This is a genomic window from Thermostichus sp. MS-CIW-23 (genome assembly GCF_054059455.1).
Genome location: NZ_JBSSCC010000020.1, coordinates 21,142 through 35,452, shown reverse-complemented (window position 1 = coordinate 35,452; position 14,311 = coordinate 21,142). Strand labels below are relative to the sequence as shown.

The following is a 14,311-nucleotide window of genomic DNA, read 5'->3' as shown; positions in this document are numbered from 1 at the left end:
GGACAGGTATATCGAGCAAGTGAGCCAGAGGTAGCCATGCGACTGGAAGACATTCGGCCTCAAGCAGGTTCGACGCGGCGGCGGCGGCGCCTAGGTCGTGGCGTCTCTGCCGGGCAGGGAGCCTCCTGTGGCAAGGGGATGCGGGGGCAAAAGGCCCGCAAGGGGGGCAGTACACGGCCCGGCTTTGAAGGGGGCCAGACTCCCCTCTACCGGCGTTTGCCCAAGCTTAAGCATTTCCCCCGCTACACGCGGCGTCTGGAATACACCCTGGTCAACCTGCGCGCCTTGGCGGATCTGCCTGCCGGCAGCGAGGTCAGCCTGCAAAGCTTAATGGAACGAGGGATCGTCACCACCAACGATGGCCCGCTGAAGATCTTGGGAGATGGGGAAGTCAGCGTGCCCCTGACGATCAGGGCGGCGGCTATTACCGCTTCAGCCAAAGCCAAGATCGAGGCAGCCGGAGGTCGGGTGGAAATCTTGGGATCCTAGACCGCCCCTTCCCGCTGCTCTGGCCGGCTTCTGTGGGAAGTTGCTGAGTTGCACTTTCTCTGGATTTACTTTGATTTTGCCGACTGCACCACCGGCAGCGTAGAGTGGTAGATAGCTCACCTTACCTTTTGCTCCCGCGAGATTCTCTTCCCTATGGTTGACACACGAGGCTCCGCCCCTTCTGCCCAGGAGACTTTTATGCAGATGGCTATGGCCTCTGGCCTGCGCAGCCGTCTGTTTCTCACCTTGGGCTTGCTGCTGCTGGTCAGAGTGGGCATTTACATCCCCATTCCCGGTATCGATCGGGCCCGCTTTGCTGCCGAAGCTGCCAACAGCCCTGTGTTTGGCTTGCTGGATGTCTTCTCCGGCGGGGGGATTTCTGCTTTGGGAATTTTCGCCCTTGGGATCCTGCCCTTCATCAATGCCTCAATTATCATGCAGTTGCTGGTCTCGGCCATTCCAGCCTTGGAGAACCTGCAGAAAAACGAGGGAGAACAGGGGCGGCGGCAGATTTCTCAGTACACCCGCTATGTCACCTTGGTTTGGGCCATCATCCAAGGCATTGGCATTTCCTTTTGGGTGCGGGAGTTTGCCAGTACCACCAATGAGTTGGCCTTCATGGCCTCCACCACCCTGGCTCTGGCGGCGGGATCCCTGTTTGTGATGTGGCTGGGAGAGATGATCACGGAGAAAGGGGTGGGAAGTGGCCCTTCGCTCTTGATCTTCGTCAACATTGTTGCCACTCTGCCCCGTGCCCTCGGACAGACTATTAGCCTGGCCCGTGCCGATAGCAGCACCATCGGTGGCATCTTGCTGTTGCTGGCAATCTTTTTGGTCACCATTGTCGGCATTGTCTTTGTCCAAGAAGGCAGCCGCAAGATCCCTATCGTCTACGCCAAGCGCCAGGTGGGCAACAAGCTGTTCCGCGAGCAGAAAAGCTATCTGCCCCTGAGGCTAAACCAAGGGGGGGTGATGCCGATCATCTTTGCCTACTCGGTGATGTCCCTGCCTCTGGCCCTGGCCCAGTACACCCAAAACCTGACTTTGGTGCAAGTGGCCAACTTCCTATCCCCCACCTCCTGGTTCTACATTCCTTTTTATTTCGTGCTGATCCTCTTTTTCAGCTACTTCTACACCTCTTTGCTCATCAACCCGGTGGATCTGGCTCAGAACTTGAAGAAGATGGGAGCCAGCATTCCGGGAATACGTCCGGGCAAGGCCACTGCTGAGTATGTCGAAGGGATCCTCAACCGGCTGACGCTGCTGGGGGCTTTGTTCCTGTGCGCGGTGGCCATCATCCCGACGACGGTGGAACGGGCAACCGGCATCACCACTTTCCAAGGTTTGGGGGCGACCTCGCTGCTGATTTTGGTGGGGGTGGCGATTGAGACCTCCAAGCAGATCCAGACTTATGTCATCTCACAACGCTACGAAGGGATGGTCAAACAGTAGTGCCGAGGTTGATCTTTCTGGGGCCGCCGGGGGCGGGCAAAGGTACACAGGCGGAGCGGCTGGCGGCCATCTACCACACGCCCAAAATTTCCACGGGCGATCTGCTGCGGGCCGAGGTCAAGGCTCAGACACCGCTGGGATGCCAAGCCAAAGCTTACATGGATGCGGGAGAGCTGGTGCCCGACGAGGTGCTGATCGGGATGGTGAAGGGGCAGTTGCAGCAGTCTCCGGAGCAGGGTTGGATCCTGGATGGATTTCCTCGCACCTTAGCCCAGGCAGAAGCCTTGGAAGAGCTGCTGCAAGAGCTGGGACAAGATTACGACTACGTCCTCAACTTGGAGGTGCCCGACGAGGTGGTGGTGGCCCGGCTGCTGGCCCGTGGCCAGGAACAGGGGCGCAGCGATGATGCGGATCGGTCAGTAATTCTCAAGCGGCTGGAGGTCTATCGGCAGCAGACGGCTCCCCTGATCGATTTTTATGAGGCCAAGGGGCGCTTGCAACGGGTCAACGGCAACCAGCCGGTGGAATCCGTACAGGAACATCTGCAGGCTCTTCTGGAAGGCTTCAGGAGGACGGCGTGATTAGAGCAGGAGCTGGAAATTCCCCCCAGCGGCGGGGCATGCAGCTCATCGAGATCAAATCTCGCCGCGAAGTGGAAAAAATGCGCCGGGCCGGTCGGGTGGTGGCCCAAGTATTGCAGGAGATCGCGGAGCGCCTGGAGCCGGGCTGGACCACGGCAGATATCGATGCCTATGCTGAGAGACGGGTGGCCCAACTCAATGCTTTGCCCAGTTTCAAGGGCTACTACGGCTTTCCCGCCTGCGTCTGTGTCAGTGTCAACCATGAGGTGGTGCACGGGATCCCCAGTCCCCGCAAAGTGGTGCAGCCGGGAGATGTGGTTAAGGTGGATTTTGGCGCCATCGTCGAGGGCTGGCATGCGGATTCCTGTATCACCATCGGCCTGGAACCCCTGAGCGACGCAGCTCGGGATCTGATCGATACTGCGGCCAAAGCCCTGCAGACGGGCATCGACTGTGTGCGCCACGGCGTTTGGCTTCAGGATGTCTCGGGTGCCATTGAAGATTACATCGAGGGGCGGGGCTATTCTGTGGTGAAGCAGTATGTCGGTCACGGGGTGGGGCGCAACCTGCACGAGGAGCCGCAGTTTCCCAACTATCGCACCCGCGATCTGCCCAATCCCAAGCTGCGCTCCGGCATGACAGTGGCCATTGAGCCGATGGTGAATGCGGGGGGAGAGGCAACCCGAGTGTTGCCAGACCAATGGACGGTGGTCACAGTAGATGGCTCTTGGTCAGCTCAGTTTGAACACACGGTCTTGGTCACCGAGTCTGGAGCAGAAATTTTGACCGATCGCACGCCTTTTCAGTCCTAAGGGATCCCCTGATGAAGGACTGCAACGGTTAGGATAGAAGAGATGGAGTATATTTTCATTTCTTAACAGCGCGTGTCGTCGCGGCTGTGGATTGTTCTGTTGTTTGTTATGTCGTTTTTGGGAGGGCTCATTGTCTAAGGAAGATGCCATTGAAATGGAGGGGGTTGTTACGGAATCCCTGCCCAACGCCATGTTCCGAGTGGATCTGGACAACGGCTTCAACGTGCTCGCTCATATCTCCGGCAAAATTCGCCGCAACTACATCAAGATCTTGCCCGGCGACCGGGTTAAGGTGGAGCTGAGCCCCTATGACCTCAACAAAGGGCGCATCACCTACCGCCTTAAGAAAAAGTAGGTTCCCCAGCCGGGCTGCTGAGCATGAAGGAGCTGAGCCAAGTTCTCAAGACCAGCCTCTGGGCTACAGTCGGCGGCTTGGGTGCTCTAGCCGTTTTCAACGCTTGGATCTCTTCCCAAACTCAGCCTCTGCAGAGCCTGTTGCCGGGAGAGGAAAGGCACCACTTCTGGCGGGGTCATCGCCTGTTTTACAAGGTCATGGGATCCGGCCAGCCGTTGTTGTTGTTGCACGGCATTGGGGCAGGCTCCTCCAGCTATGAGTTTCGTGCCATTATGGCGGAGCTGGGGCAGCACCATCAAGTCTATGCTCTGGATTTGTTGGGGTGGGGCAACTCAGAACGTCCAGATTTGAAGTACACCGGCAGCCTCTATGCCGAGATGATCGGGGATTTTGTCCAGGAGGTGATCGGGCGACCCTGTCACGTCATTGCCAATTCTCTCTCGGCAGGGTTTGCGCTGCGCTCGGCCCGTCTACAACCCCACCATTGGCAGAAGCTGCTGCTCATCGCCCCTCTGGGAGACAACAGCCTTATCCCCGATGCGCTCGGGATCCCTTTGGCCCAGATTGCCTATGGATTTCTCAGCCTGCCCGTTTTGGGGTTGGCCTTCTACAACGGCATCACCGCCCCCTGGAGTGTACGCTTGTTTACAGAGCAGAGCTTGTTCTCCCCCGGTTATGCCCTGGATGATGGGGTGGTGGACTACTATTACCAGGCAGCCCACCAGGCGGGGGCTCAATTTGCCCCCCGTTCTTTTCTCACCGGCAGGCTCAATTTGCCCATCCAAGACGACTTTCGCGTGGTGGCCAAGCCCATGGCTCTGGTCTGGGGAGAACAAAATCGTCTCACCGACCCAGAACAGGCAGAGCGGTATCGCGCTTTGCGCCCGGAGGTGCCGATATACCGGTTGCCAGGGGCTGCTTTTCCGCACATTGAAGCGCCGCAGACCTTTTTGTCGGTGGCTTTGCGCTTCTTGGCCGAAGCCGATCCTGCTCTACCGGGATGACGGACAGGGGATCCCTTTGCCCCTTGGCAGAAAAAAGTGGGAGATTGACGCAAGAAGCAGCCCTAGCGCCAGGGGTAAGGGCCGTGCTCTCGGTTGACGTGACCATCCCGAGCGCAGAGGGGAGTTGGTACGAGTCCGGCAACTCAAGTGGGCTCCCCGGCCTTATCTTCCCAGGGATCACCATCCACAGGAGTGGAGCTGGAAGGAGGAGGGGCAGGCTCAGAAGGAGGGGCCTCTTCTTTGGCATACTCCTGTTCCCAAGCCGGTTGTTCGGGGGCGGGTGCGGGCTCAGGTGGACGAGGACGCACAGGCTGCGGCTCAGGTTCAGGCTCTTCTTCTGCGTAAACGTCTTCTTCTTCGGCCTCGTATTCCTCGTCGTATTCTTCTTCGTAATCTTCCTCGACGGCGGAACTCTCGACAGCACTGGGCAGGGCAGGAGCAGGGCTCACTCCGGCTTCCCAAGGGGGCTTGCCGATTCCCAGGGTTTCCAAAATCCCCTTGGCCAGTTGGGTTAGGCGGGTCTCAGCGCCATCGGCAACAATAAGGCGATCCCCGCCCACAGAGACAATCTCATCGGTGGAGAGCAGATAGGTGCTGAGGATAAAGCCAGGTAAAAAGGTGAGGCCGAGGTTGGAGAGCACCAAACCCGTGATGATGCCGGAGACGGAGTTGAACTCAAAATCCTTAACTTTGCCGAGGCGGATCCCTTCTTCGGTTACCACCTCGCTGCCAACCACGCGACTCAGGCCCTCCAAATCCAAGTTATCGAAAACTTCTTCGCTGGGGACAAGAACTGCATCCTGACCCAAAGCTGTTACCTGCCGCAGCTCCATCAAACGGGGGGATCCGGCAAGGGCTTTTTCCAGCACCCCCAGCACCAGAACCTGCTTGGCTTCCAGATCCGCCCAAACTTCGCTGACTACCCCAAGCCGGGCTGCGTTGCCCTGGCTGATCACCTGCGTTCCCAGAACCTGTGACCGCCGACGAACCTCTGATCGCACCAGCGCAACAGATCCTTTCCCAGTCGTCATGATGGTTTCCCCGTCGTAAGTCAAAACGTTCCCGTTGTTGGGCTGCGTGTCTGACACAGTTCGCCAGAATTAAGTAAGTTAATAGTACCACTGCCTGTCTCCTCCCTCGCGGGCTGCCCAGGTGGGATCCCGGCCAATCTGCCTGCTCCAGGCCAGAAACTGCTCTGCCATCGCGCCCAGGGAATAGTGCTCTTCTGCCCGTTGCCGACAGCGGCTCCTGTCGATGTGATCTAGGCGCTCTACAGCCTCTGCCAAAGCTGCCACGTTGTCCGGCTCGACGATCCAGCCGGTTTCTCCATCGCTGACAATTTCCGCGGGCCCACCCCGGCGGTAGGTAATCACCGGCACGCCACAGGCCAAAGCTTCCACCGCCACCAAGCCAAAGGCCTCCACCCACTTGGGGGTCATGATCAAGGCTGAGCATTGCCCCAAGATCCGCTGCATTTGCGGGGTGGGCAAAAACCCTCGGTAATCCAATTGGGCATGCGGGTACTGCTCTTGGATCTGCTGCCAGTAGCCTGGCTCTTGCAGGTGGCCTAGGATCACCACCGGCCTTCCCGTCTTCTCGGCTAGGGCAGCACAGTCTTCCAGGCCCTTCTCCGGGGCAATGCGGCCAATCCAACACAGGGATCCATTCCCCTGGGGCACAAAGTCGTAGAGGCGCAGATCCACCCCGCAGGGCAGATAGACAAAGGGATCCCGACCTGCCGCCATCTCGGCTCGGGCAAAGGCAAAGGTCTGGGCTTGCGCCCGCGAATGCACCGCCAGCCGACCAGGGTAGCGATGGGCAATGTGCTCTAGAGCCTGATCGACGGCATCGCTGAGGGATCCCATGCTAACAATATGGGCCACCGGGGTGCGGAAAAAATCCGTCAAATAAAACGAGAGCCAATCGTAGCTCCAGTTCACGATTAGATCGAACTGATCTTGCAGGTGGGCAGCCCGCTGCCACAGGTTGGCCAGCAGAGAGGGGGTGTGGATCAGAACCGGCTGATCGCGGCGCTGGGTTTGCGCATAGGCCGGGGGAAGGCCCGCCACCGGCTCGATCACCTCCTCCGGCAACTCCGCCATTCGGGATCCCACAGGGGCCAACACCCGCACTTGGGATCCCATCTGGAGTAAGACACGCGTCAGGTTGGCAAGATTGAGCTCCACCCCACCACCGGCCCCGGATCCCAGAGGTCCAACAGGGGTGGAGAGGAACAGATAGCGGTAGGGACGAGCCATAGGGAGAGCCTCGGTAGCTCAGCCCATTGTCTTCTCAATCCGGATACCCGACTCCTTTTGCCTGGCCTCAAAGCCCACAGCCTGCCCAGAACTTTATGAGGCTTTGGCTACAAAAATTTCTCCCTTCTCCACCTTGACCTTGTAGATGGCCAGGTCTGCCTTGGCCGGGCCACGGGTACGGCTGCCATCGGCAGCAAAAGCCGAGCCATGACAGGGGCAGACAAAGTTCTCCCCCCGCCAGTTCACATCACACCCCGCATGGGGACAGGCGGCATCCAAAGCCAGCAGAGAATCTTCTTTTTGCGGATCCCCGACCAGCCAGAGGGTGGCGGTGTTTTTCCCAAAGGCGTTTTCCACCTTGAAGGGGCCATCTTTGAGATCGGCCAGAGTGGCAACTTTCACAAACTCCGGCTCAGAAGCCTTAGAGCCAGAAGCAGTTCCCTGGGCCAGGGCAAAACGGCGCCGGGTAAACCCAGGTAACCAACCCACCAACGAGCCAAAACCGAGAGCCAGCCAGCGAAGAAAACCACGACGATTGTTGTACATGGCTATGTGTCCTTGGAGGTGTGCGAAATGTAGGTCATGAGCCAGCAAAAGACCGGCCCCTTCAGAAGGGATCCCCGTACAAATGCTGCCCTTAACACTTTGTTACACCGGAACAGTTTCGGCCAGGGCCAAGCCGCACTTTTTCCGGCTAGAGTACGCAGCAGCAGGCATCTTGGTTGCTTCATTGATTTGGCCGATGGGATGGGATGGGATCCCTTTCGGCTGTTGTACGCCTGGAGCCTAGGGTCGGGAGGTAAACAGCTCAGCAACCGTGCAGACAAAGCCGGGCAACAGGGGAGAAGACAACGCATCCTGAGCCAACAGCGTTTCTACCAAGACCAACTGGGCCTGTTGTCTGCGATACACCTCTACTCTCTGAGCCAGCCGATCGACGATCCAGTACTCTTGCACCCCATACACAGAGTAGAGTTTCCGTTTTGCCAAGCGGTCTCGATCCTCATGAACTTTTCCAGGTGATAGGACTTCAACCACCAGCTCAGGGGCACCCCGAAAATGTCCTGCTTCATCTTGAATCTGTGATAGCCGCTCATAACTAACCCAAACAACATCGGGAGACACATTATCAAATTCGGAAAAGAGGATCCCTGGCATGATTGAGGGTTCTCCCAATCCTGTTTCTAGCGACCACCGATGCAGTGCGGAGAACAAACACCCGATAATGTGCTGATGTTTGTGATGAGGAGAGCGAGTCACCAGCAGTTCTCCGTCGATGATCTCGTAGCGGATCCATTCATTCTCTGGAAGAGCCTCGATATCCCGAGTGGTCCAGCGTACTTCTGTAGCAGTCATTAGCTATCCCTATAGCAATAAATGGTGCTATGCCCAGGGCACCCTGCTGCTGTACCTACGACACTGGGCCGACAACTGCAACGCTGTCGCAACAGCGGGAACCGCACTTGGCGTAGCCAAATCTTAGCCCAGGATCCCGTTCACCTAAGCGGGACAGAGTCCCTTTTCTGTGGCCACCATGCCTCAATGGATACAGCGTCCATGGAGCTGAATGATTGGGTTGAAGTATTGTGTGGGGCTAGTTGGGATAAATGCGCAAGCGGCGGTTGGGCTCTTCCCCAAAGCTTTGAGCCCGCAGGTGATAATGTTCCACCAACTGGTGTTGGAGCTTGCGGATCAGAGGCGAACGGGGCAAAAGTTCCACCGGCTGAGACTTGGGAATGACAATTTGCTCCACCGCCAGGCGGGCTTCTTCCAGAGCTTCGGTTTCATCGCCTGAGCTGGCGCGAATGAACAGCTCCAGGTCGGAATCGGATCCCTCTTCGCTTTCAATGTTGAGAATATGGCGCAGGGCGCGAGCCAGGGCAATCAGAGTATTGGCCTTGACGGTGTGAATCGGGATCTGGCGGGAGTGGGCCATCTGCTGGATCTTGGAACGGCTACGCACTTGGGATCGCAAGGCCAAGACAATGTCTGCCTCGTCTAGATCTTTGGTGACATCCGCCGACAGTTTCAGGGTTTGGATCACCTGCTCCAGGTAGAAGCGGCTCACTCCGTAGGGGTAGATCATCAGCGGCCCATCCGGATTCTGCTGCCGTCCTGTCGGGGCTAGGGCGGATCCCTCCCAGTCCAAATCTTCTTCTTCGTCAGAGCCGGATTCTACTCTGGATTCGGCCACCACCTGAGCGGCAGGACGGGATCCCGCCGGCGTTAGCGGGACGGAGTCCTCTCGCCTCTCCAGGAGCAAACCCGATGCTCCTTGCTGCTGCGAGCGACTTTCAAGCGGCTCTGAAGGCAGAGCTTCCATCCGTCCAGAGCGTTGCCATCCTCCCCGCTCCCGTGCTGCGGAGATTGTGCTGCCGGCAGGGGGCCATTGGGGGCCAGATAGAGCCGGGCGCCCGTTTGCGCCAGCGGTGCTCCGCACTATCACCACCTGGCCGTGTTCGTCTAAACTGCGGGTTTGGGTCAGCGGCTCGCGGTTGCGCAAGAGGCGATCCACAGTGGCGGCCACATCTTCGTGGATGACCCAGCGGGATCGCTCCAGCATCTCTATGGCAATCTCAAACGTGGGGGGGGCTTTGCGCTCCAACACACTCTTCTGAGAGCCGCGCCGCCGCGCCTCTTCATCTCCCAGGGTGACGGATTGGATCCCGCCCACCAAGTCTGAGAGGGTGGGATTTTTGATCAGGTTGTCGATGCGGTTGCCATGGGCGGTGGCCACCAGTTGTACCCCCCGTTCGGCAATGGTACGAGAGGCCAAGGCTTCCAGTTCGGTGCCGATCTCGTCGATGACCACCACTTCGGGCATGTGGTTCTCCACCGCCTCAATCATCACCTTGTGCTGCAGCTCTGGGCTGGCCACCTGCATCCGTCTGGCCCGACCAATGCCCGGGTGGGGCACATCGCCATCGCCGGCGATCTCGTTGGAAGTGTCGATAATGACCACTCGTTTGCCCAGCTCATCGGCCAGCACACGGGCAATCTCCCGCAAGGCCGTGGTTTTACCCACCCCCGGTCGGCCCAGCAACAGCATAGAGCGCCCCTGTTCCACCAGGTCGCGGATCATGCTGATCACGCCGATAACGCAGCGACCCACCCGGCAGGTGAGACCAATGATTGTGCCTTGGCGGTTGCGGATGGCACTGATCCGGTGCAGGGTAGAGGCAATGCCTGCGCGGTTGTCACTGCTGAACTCTCCAACCCGGCTGATCACCTGATCCAAGTCGGCCCGGGTGATCACGTCCTCGGAGAGGTAATCGGCAAAGCCGGGGAAGCGGGCTTCGGGGCGGCGACCCAAATCCAGCACCACCTCCACCAACCGATCCAAGTGGGGATGCTGTTCTAGGCGCTCACGAATCGGAGCAGGCAGGATATCCAAAAGCTTACTCAGGTCGTCGCTGTATTGAACCTGGCCGGGAAAGCCGGTACGTTCACGTAAGCGGTGCGGAGCACTTTCCGGATCCATCGACGGACTTGGGGTTGAGGGCTGTACGGGGAAACTCATGGCTGAGCAACGTCGTTAAACGCAGGAAAAACAGGTTTGCCTAAAAGCAACGGATCGCCGCTTTACTTGCTGCACCAACTGCTTGGCCAACGGGATCCCTGCCGCCAATCCGGGATTCCATCCTGACTCCGATGAGCTGTGGGCTGGCCCTTCCAGATAGGCTGACACCAACTGTCGCGCGTAGCTGCCGAAGGCTACCCCCGCCACCGGCCACCGGGGATCCAACAGCGGCACCGTTTGGGCGTTGGTTCCTCCTGCCAATTGCACATAGCCTGGCAGACCCATATTCAGTACCTTCTCGGCCAACTTTAGGGCAGCTTTGCCGGTGCCAGCTCCAATATCCCCACTCATAGGCCGGCCATCCACCTGCCAGATCAACACCTCCGGCAAGGGATCCATGAGGGCCAGCAGATCCCTCAAATAAGCCTCTAGGCCCGGACCATCGTTAAAGCTAATCGAGATGGCCTGGAGCTGAGGTAGCCAGGGCTTCAGGGATCCCCACAATTCCTCGAATGGCCTCTGGCGACCGATGCAGGTGTGAATCTCCACCGCTTGAATGCCCAGCTCGACCAAAGGCGGCAAGACTTCTGACAGAGCCACTTGGTAGCCGAAGGTGGCAATGCGCCGGTGGGGGCAAACCGGCTCACAGCGCCCACAGCCGTAGCACAGCTCTGTCTGGATGTGGACTTGAGCAGGAAGGGCTGCCTGGGTCAAAGCATGAGGGGGACAAACTGCCAGACAAGGCTGAGGACAGTCGGCAGGACAAACAGGAGCCGTCAGCACCGCCTTGCGGAAATGCACGTCTTCACCGTCATTGACGCTGACCATCAACCAAGGGGATCCCGCCTGGGGATCTTCGGCTTGTGCCCGTTGGATCCCTTGTTGAGCGGCCCGCACTATGGCCGGATCGGCAGCGACATCAATGCAATCTGCCCCGGCCAGCGTGTAAAGGAAAGCCAGCTCCCGAACCGAGGGCAAGTGGTGGAAACTTGCACCGCAGATCAACTTAAACCAGGTACCCTGTTGCAGCGAGGCGGTTGGCAAGGTCACAGGCACAAGAAGCCGCTAGCAGGATGGGGATCTGAGCCGCAGGCCATCTATTTGAGATGGTAGCAAAGAAATTTCCAGGATCCTGAAGAGAGGTTCAGGCGCTCTGCAGAGGTTGCCAACGAATTGACCGTTCTCGGCCCAGTTCCACCACAAACTTCACTCCCTTGTCTTCCCGACTCAGCTTCACCAGGTAGGAGAGTTCCTGTTGGCTGAACACATGCCCTTCGTAAAACCAGAACACCAACCCCTTAGCTTTTGGGGGCAAGGTGGCCCGATACTGCTCGATCAACGCCGGGAAAAAATAGGTGCGCCGCTCCGATTTGCCCAGCGTGGCAGGCCGTACCCCATGAATGCGCGTCAAATAGCTGGCCAGATCCCCGATTCCCTTACTGGAGAGGGTGACCACCTCATACCCAGCTCCGCGCAGCCGCCGCAGGTAGTGCCCTTCGGACCCCCCCTCTGGGGTTACAAAGATGGCCAAAGCCCCAGATTGCTCCAGTTGCTGCACAAACTTTGCACCTGAGCCGACCAGCAGCATAGGAAGAACTCCATGACTCGTCTAGGGTTGGACAAGCAGCCCACCTGCGCTCATTGTAACGGGATGGCGCCTGAAGCTGGGGATAGAAGCTGCCAATGGAACCCATAGAATACTGGCTATCTCCCTGTTTTGCAGAAGGAAGCGTAAAGAAGGGTTAAGATACGGGTAACCTGCTTGCAGGTCTCAACCCACAGGTGGCGGACAAAGGCGGATGGATCCCCCTAGTAGGGATCGCCTCCCTGTCACTCACACAGCGACGACAGATGAACCTCACGATGCGACGACGCGAGCTATTGACCTCGGCAGTGGCCGGGTTAATTACAGCACCCCTCAGCTTGGCAGGAGAGCAAAGAGCAATGGCCCAACAGACTTATCCCTTCACCAAAACCGACGCCGAGTGGCGGCAACTGCTCACCGAAGAGCAATACTATGTGCTGCGCCAAGAGGGCACTGAGCCCCCCTTCCGCAACGCTTACTACGACAACAAAGCTGCGGGCATCTACGTCTGTGCCGGCTGTGGGCAGGAGCTGTTTTCCTCAGCGGCCAAGTACGACAGTGGCACCGGTTGGCCCAGCTTTTGGGAGCCGATTGCTCCCCATGTGATCGGCACCAAGACGGACTGGAAATTGTTTGTGCCCCGCACGGAAGTCCACTGCTCTAACTGCGGTGGGCATCTGGGGCATGTGTTTCGGGATGGCCCCCCGCCCACGGGTTTGCGCTACTGCATCAATTCTGCTGCCCTCAAGTTCATCCCAGCCACCACTTAGAAATCCTCTTGGCTCCAGCTAAAACTGAGCCGCCTGTCTGGGTGAGCCTATGTCGGACTACACGTTCCTAGATGCTGCTTCGATTCTGCTGCGGGAGGGCCTGGAAGCTCTCTTGGTGCTGGTGGCACTGCTGGCCCTTATGAGCAAGAGCGGGCAATCGGCTCAGAAGCGCTGGGTGTGGATAGGGGGATCCGCGGGCTTGCTGGCAGCGGTGATGCTCGGTCTGCTGGTGAAGCTGTTTTTCCAGCAGATGCTCACCCACACGCGACAAGAGGTGCTGGAAGGGATCACCGGGCTGGTGGCAGCAGGTTTGTTGTTCTCGGTCAGCCTTTGGTTGCACCGCCGGGCTGCAGTGGCTTCTTGGCAAACCTTTGTGCGGGAACAGGCGCAGGCGGCACTGGCCACGGGTCAGGTTTTTTCCTTGGCTTTTCTGGCCTTTGTGGCGGTGTTTCGCGAGGGGGCGGAAACGGTGCTGTTTTATGTGGGGTTGGCCCCTTCCCTCTCGGCAAAAGATTTTTGGCTGGGGATCGGCCTGGGATCCCTGGTGTTGGTGGCGGTGGCGATCTTGCTGCTGCAGGTGGGGCTGAAATTGCCGCTGGGAGTTTTTTTCCGGGGCCTGAGTCTGCTGGTTTTCTATTTGGGCTTTAAGTTTTTGGGCAGTGGCTTGCACGCTCTGCAGGTGGCGGACTGGCTGCCCATCACCCCCCTGGTCGGGATCCCAAAGCTGCGCTGGCTGGGCATATATCCCACTTGGCAGACGCTGCTCCCCCAACTGCTGCTGCTGGGAATAGCCTTCGCCTTGTGGGTGGGGCAATGGCTGCGGGCTGATTCTGCTCAGAGGCTTTCTTCGTGAAAAACGCTCTCCACCGGCACTGGGGATCCCATAAGCCATAAGTTTGATGAATCCCTGTCCTGGTTTTGATGGATGGCAATGATGCAGGTCACAATTTCATAGTCGTTTCAGGTTGGGACAAGGCGACCGAGGTACTGGGAAAAGCCTTCTGGCCCTGTGCATCTAACGTTTTAAGTGCGGGTGCAGTGTCCTGGTTTGAATCAAAATGACCCTAAAAAGAAAGCGCTCTGTACGTCGCGCCTGAAACCGCACCTAGTCAAGCCTTCCAGTCCAAGAAAGCAAAGCCTACCGGCAGGGATCCGGCAGGCCGCTGGATTTTGTCGGAGATCCCCAGTAGGAAACCCTGTCGATCGCTACGGAATCGACAGAGAGCATCCACTCTGTGGGGTTCCCGAGAATCAGGTATCGTAGACCCGGCATTCAACAGCATCTGGGTTTTCAGCGCAGTGCTTCTCTAGGCTGCTGGGAGTCCTCGGCTGGTGGCTGCGAGCTGCCAGCACTTCTTCAACCGCATCCCAGGCCGCACGGCAGTGGGGATCCCCTTCGCCGTACTCAGAGCAGACGTTGCGAGCATTTTCCAGCTCTTTGGCGATCACTTCAGACAGTCCCATGTTCTCAAGCTCCTTTAGACT

16 protein-coding genes are annotated in these 14,311 nt (G+C 58.4%); 8 read left to right on the top strand and 8 right to left on the bottom strand.

The window, feature by feature from the left end; genetic code table 11:
- Window positions 1-36 precede the first annotated feature (36 nt).
- The 6 genes from rplO (at window position 37) to ACVW0B_RS08645 (ending at window position 4,693) form a co-directional block, all read left to right on the top strand.
- Window positions 37-489, top strand: coding sequence for a 50S ribosomal protein L15 (gene rplO, locus ACVW0B_RS08670; RefSeq protein ID WP_414399802.1), 453 nt, complete (start codon window positions 37-39; stop codon window positions 487-489).
- A 153-nt stretch (window positions 490-642) separates the two neighbouring features.
- Window positions 643-1,941 carry a preprotein translocase subunit SecY gene (gene secY / locus ACVW0B_RS08665; RefSeq protein ID WP_457491464.1) on the top strand — a complete coding sequence of 433 codons (1,299 nt, stop codon included), beginning with the start codon at window positions 643-645 and terminating at the stop codon, window positions 1,939-1,941.
- On the top strand, window positions 1,941-2,522 hold the full coding sequence (locus ACVW0B_RS08660; RefSeq protein WP_414355939.1) for an adenylate kinase: 582 nt from the start codon (window positions 1,941-1,943) through the stop codon (window positions 2,520-2,522). Before secY ends, ACVW0B_RS08660 begins: the two co-directional genes overlap by 1 nt.
- Before the next feature lie 38 nt (window positions 2,523-2,560).
- Window positions 2,561-3,334, top strand: a complete 774-nt coding sequence (map, locus tag ACVW0B_RS08655; RefSeq protein ID WP_011434172.1) for a type I methionyl aminopeptidase — start codon at window positions 2,561-2,563, stop codon at window positions 3,332-3,334.
- 130 nt (window positions 3,335-3,464) lie between these two features.
- A complete protein-coding gene (infA, locus tag ACVW0B_RS08650; RefSeq protein WP_011434173.1) occupies window positions 3,465-3,689 on the top strand; it encodes a translation initiation factor IF-1 in 225 nt (74 codons plus the stop codon).
- Between the two features lie 23 nt (window positions 3,690-3,712).
- The gene (locus ACVW0B_RS08645; protein ID WP_457491463.1) at window positions 3,713-4,693 is read left to right on the top strand and encodes an alpha/beta fold hydrolase; all 981 of its coding nucleotides are present in this window, start codon (window positions 3,713-3,715) and stop codon (window positions 4,691-4,693) included.
- A gap of 143 nt (window positions 4,694-4,836) precedes the next feature.
- On the opposite strand, the gene ACVW0B_RS08640 is transcribed toward ACVW0B_RS08645, so the two are convergent.
- The 7 genes from ACVW0B_RS08640 to ndhN form a co-directional block, all read right to left on the bottom strand.
- The gene (locus ACVW0B_RS08640; protein WP_238376801.1) at window positions 4,837-5,694 is read right to left on the bottom strand and encodes a PRC-barrel domain-containing protein; all 858 of its coding nucleotides are present in this window, start codon (window positions 5,692-5,694) and stop codon (window positions 4,837-4,839) included.
- A 108-nt stretch (window positions 5,695-5,802) separates the two neighbouring features.
- Window positions 5,803-6,951, bottom strand: coding sequence for a glycosyltransferase (locus ACVW0B_RS08635; protein WP_414330180.1), 1,149 nt, complete (start codon window positions 6,949-6,951; stop codon window positions 5,803-5,805).
- A 93-nt stretch (window positions 6,952-7,044) separates the two neighbouring features.
- Window positions 7,045-7,497 carry a QcrA and Rieske domain-containing protein gene (locus ACVW0B_RS08630; protein WP_414330183.1) on the bottom strand — a complete coding sequence of 151 codons (453 nt, stop codon included), beginning with the start codon at window positions 7,495-7,497 and terminating at the stop codon, window positions 7,045-7,047.
- 240 nt (window positions 7,498-7,737) lie between these two features.
- Entirely contained in the window at window positions 7,738-8,307 is a 570-nt protein-coding gene (locus tag ACVW0B_RS08625; RefSeq protein WP_011434179.1) for a Uma2 family endonuclease, read from the bottom strand.
- A 238-nt stretch (window positions 8,308-8,545) separates the two neighbouring features.
- On the bottom strand, window positions 8,546-10,432 hold the full coding sequence (locus tag ACVW0B_RS08620; protein ID WP_457491474.1) for a R3H domain-containing nucleic acid-binding protein: 1,887 nt from the start codon (window positions 10,430-10,432) through the stop codon (window positions 8,546-8,548).
- A gap of 54 nt (window positions 10,433-10,486) precedes the next feature.
- Entirely contained in the window at window positions 10,487-11,527 is a 1,041-nt protein-coding gene (locus ACVW0B_RS08615; protein ID WP_414413168.1) for a Light dependent period protein LdpA domain-containing protein, read from the bottom strand.
- 88 nt (window positions 11,528-11,615) lie between these two features.
- Entirely contained in the window at window positions 11,616-12,059 is a 444-nt protein-coding gene (gene ndhN, locus ACVW0B_RS08610; RefSeq protein ID WP_414344253.1) for an NAD(P)H-quinone oxidoreductase subunit N, read from the bottom strand.
- Window positions 12,060-12,334: 275 nt separating this feature from the next.
- On the opposite strand from ndhN, the gene msrB reads away from it, so the two are divergent.
- Complete coding sequence (msrB, locus tag ACVW0B_RS08605) at window positions 12,335-12,826, top strand: peptide-methionine (R)-S-oxide reductase MsrB (RefSeq protein WP_457491462.1); 492 nt, start codon at window positions 12,335-12,337, stop codon at window positions 12,824-12,826.
- A 49-nt stretch (window positions 12,827-12,875) separates the two neighbouring features.
- Window positions 12,876-13,679: an FTR1 family iron permease gene (locus tag ACVW0B_RS08600; protein ID WP_457491461.1), complete on the top strand. Its 804-nt coding sequence runs from the start codon at window positions 12,876-12,878 to the stop codon at window positions 13,677-13,679.
- A 398-nt stretch (window positions 13,680-14,077) separates the two neighbouring features.
- Here the strand turns inward: ACVW0B_RS08600 and ACVW0B_RS08595 are convergent, their stop codons facing one another.
- Complete coding sequence (locus ACVW0B_RS08595; protein WP_457384595.1) at window positions 14,078-14,290, bottom strand: CP12 domain-containing protein; 213 nt, start codon at window positions 14,288-14,290, stop codon at window positions 14,078-14,080.
- Between the last annotated feature and the right edge of the window lie 21 nt (window positions 14,291-14,311).

Bases quoted from the DNA above. Each gene is read 5' to 3' on its own strand.
- secY (WP_457491464.1), top strand. From the start codon at position 643: ATGGTTGACACACGAGGCTCCGCCCCTTCTGCCCAGGAGACTTTTATG.
- ndhN (WP_414344253.1), bottom strand. From the start codon at position 12,059: ATGCTGCTGGTCGGCTCAGGTGCAAAGTTTGTGCAGCAACTGGAGCAA.
- map (WP_011434172.1), top strand. From the start codon at position 2,561: ATGCAGCTCATCGAGATCAAATCTCGCCGCGAAGTGGAAAAAATGCGC.
- ACVW0B_RS08630 (WP_414330183.1), bottom strand. From the start codon at position 7,497: ATGTACAACAATCGTCGTGGTTTTCTTCGCTGGCTGGCTCTCGGTTTT.
- rplO (WP_414399802.1), top strand. From the start codon at position 37: ATGCGACTGGAAGACATTCGGCCTCAAGCAGGTTCGACGCGGCGGCGG.
- ACVW0B_RS08645 (WP_457491463.1), top strand. From the start codon at position 3,713: ATGAAGGAGCTGAGCCAAGTTCTCAAGACCAGCCTCTGGGCTACAGTC.
- ACVW0B_RS08625 (WP_011434179.1), bottom strand. From the start codon at position 8,307: ATGACTGCTACAGAAGTACGCTGGACCACTCGGGATATCGAGGCTCTT.
- ACVW0B_RS08595 (WP_457384595.1), bottom strand. From the start codon at position 14,290: ATGGGACTGTCTGAAGTGATCGCCAAAGAGCTGGAAAATGCTCGCAAC.
- ACVW0B_RS08620 (WP_457491474.1), bottom strand. From the start codon at position 10,432: ATGGATCCGGAAAGTGCTCCGCACCGCTTACGTGAACGTACCGGCTTT.
- ACVW0B_RS08635 (WP_414330180.1), bottom strand. From the start codon at position 6,951: ATGGCTCGTCCCTACCGCTATCTGTTCCTCTCCACCCCTGTTGGACCT.
- msrB (WP_457491462.1), top strand. From the start codon at position 12,335: ATGCGACGACGCGAGCTATTGACCTCGGCAGTGGCCGGGTTAATTACA.
- ACVW0B_RS08600 (WP_457491461.1), top strand. From the start codon at position 12,876: ATGTCGGACTACACGTTCCTAGATGCTGCTTCGATTCTGCTGCGGGAG.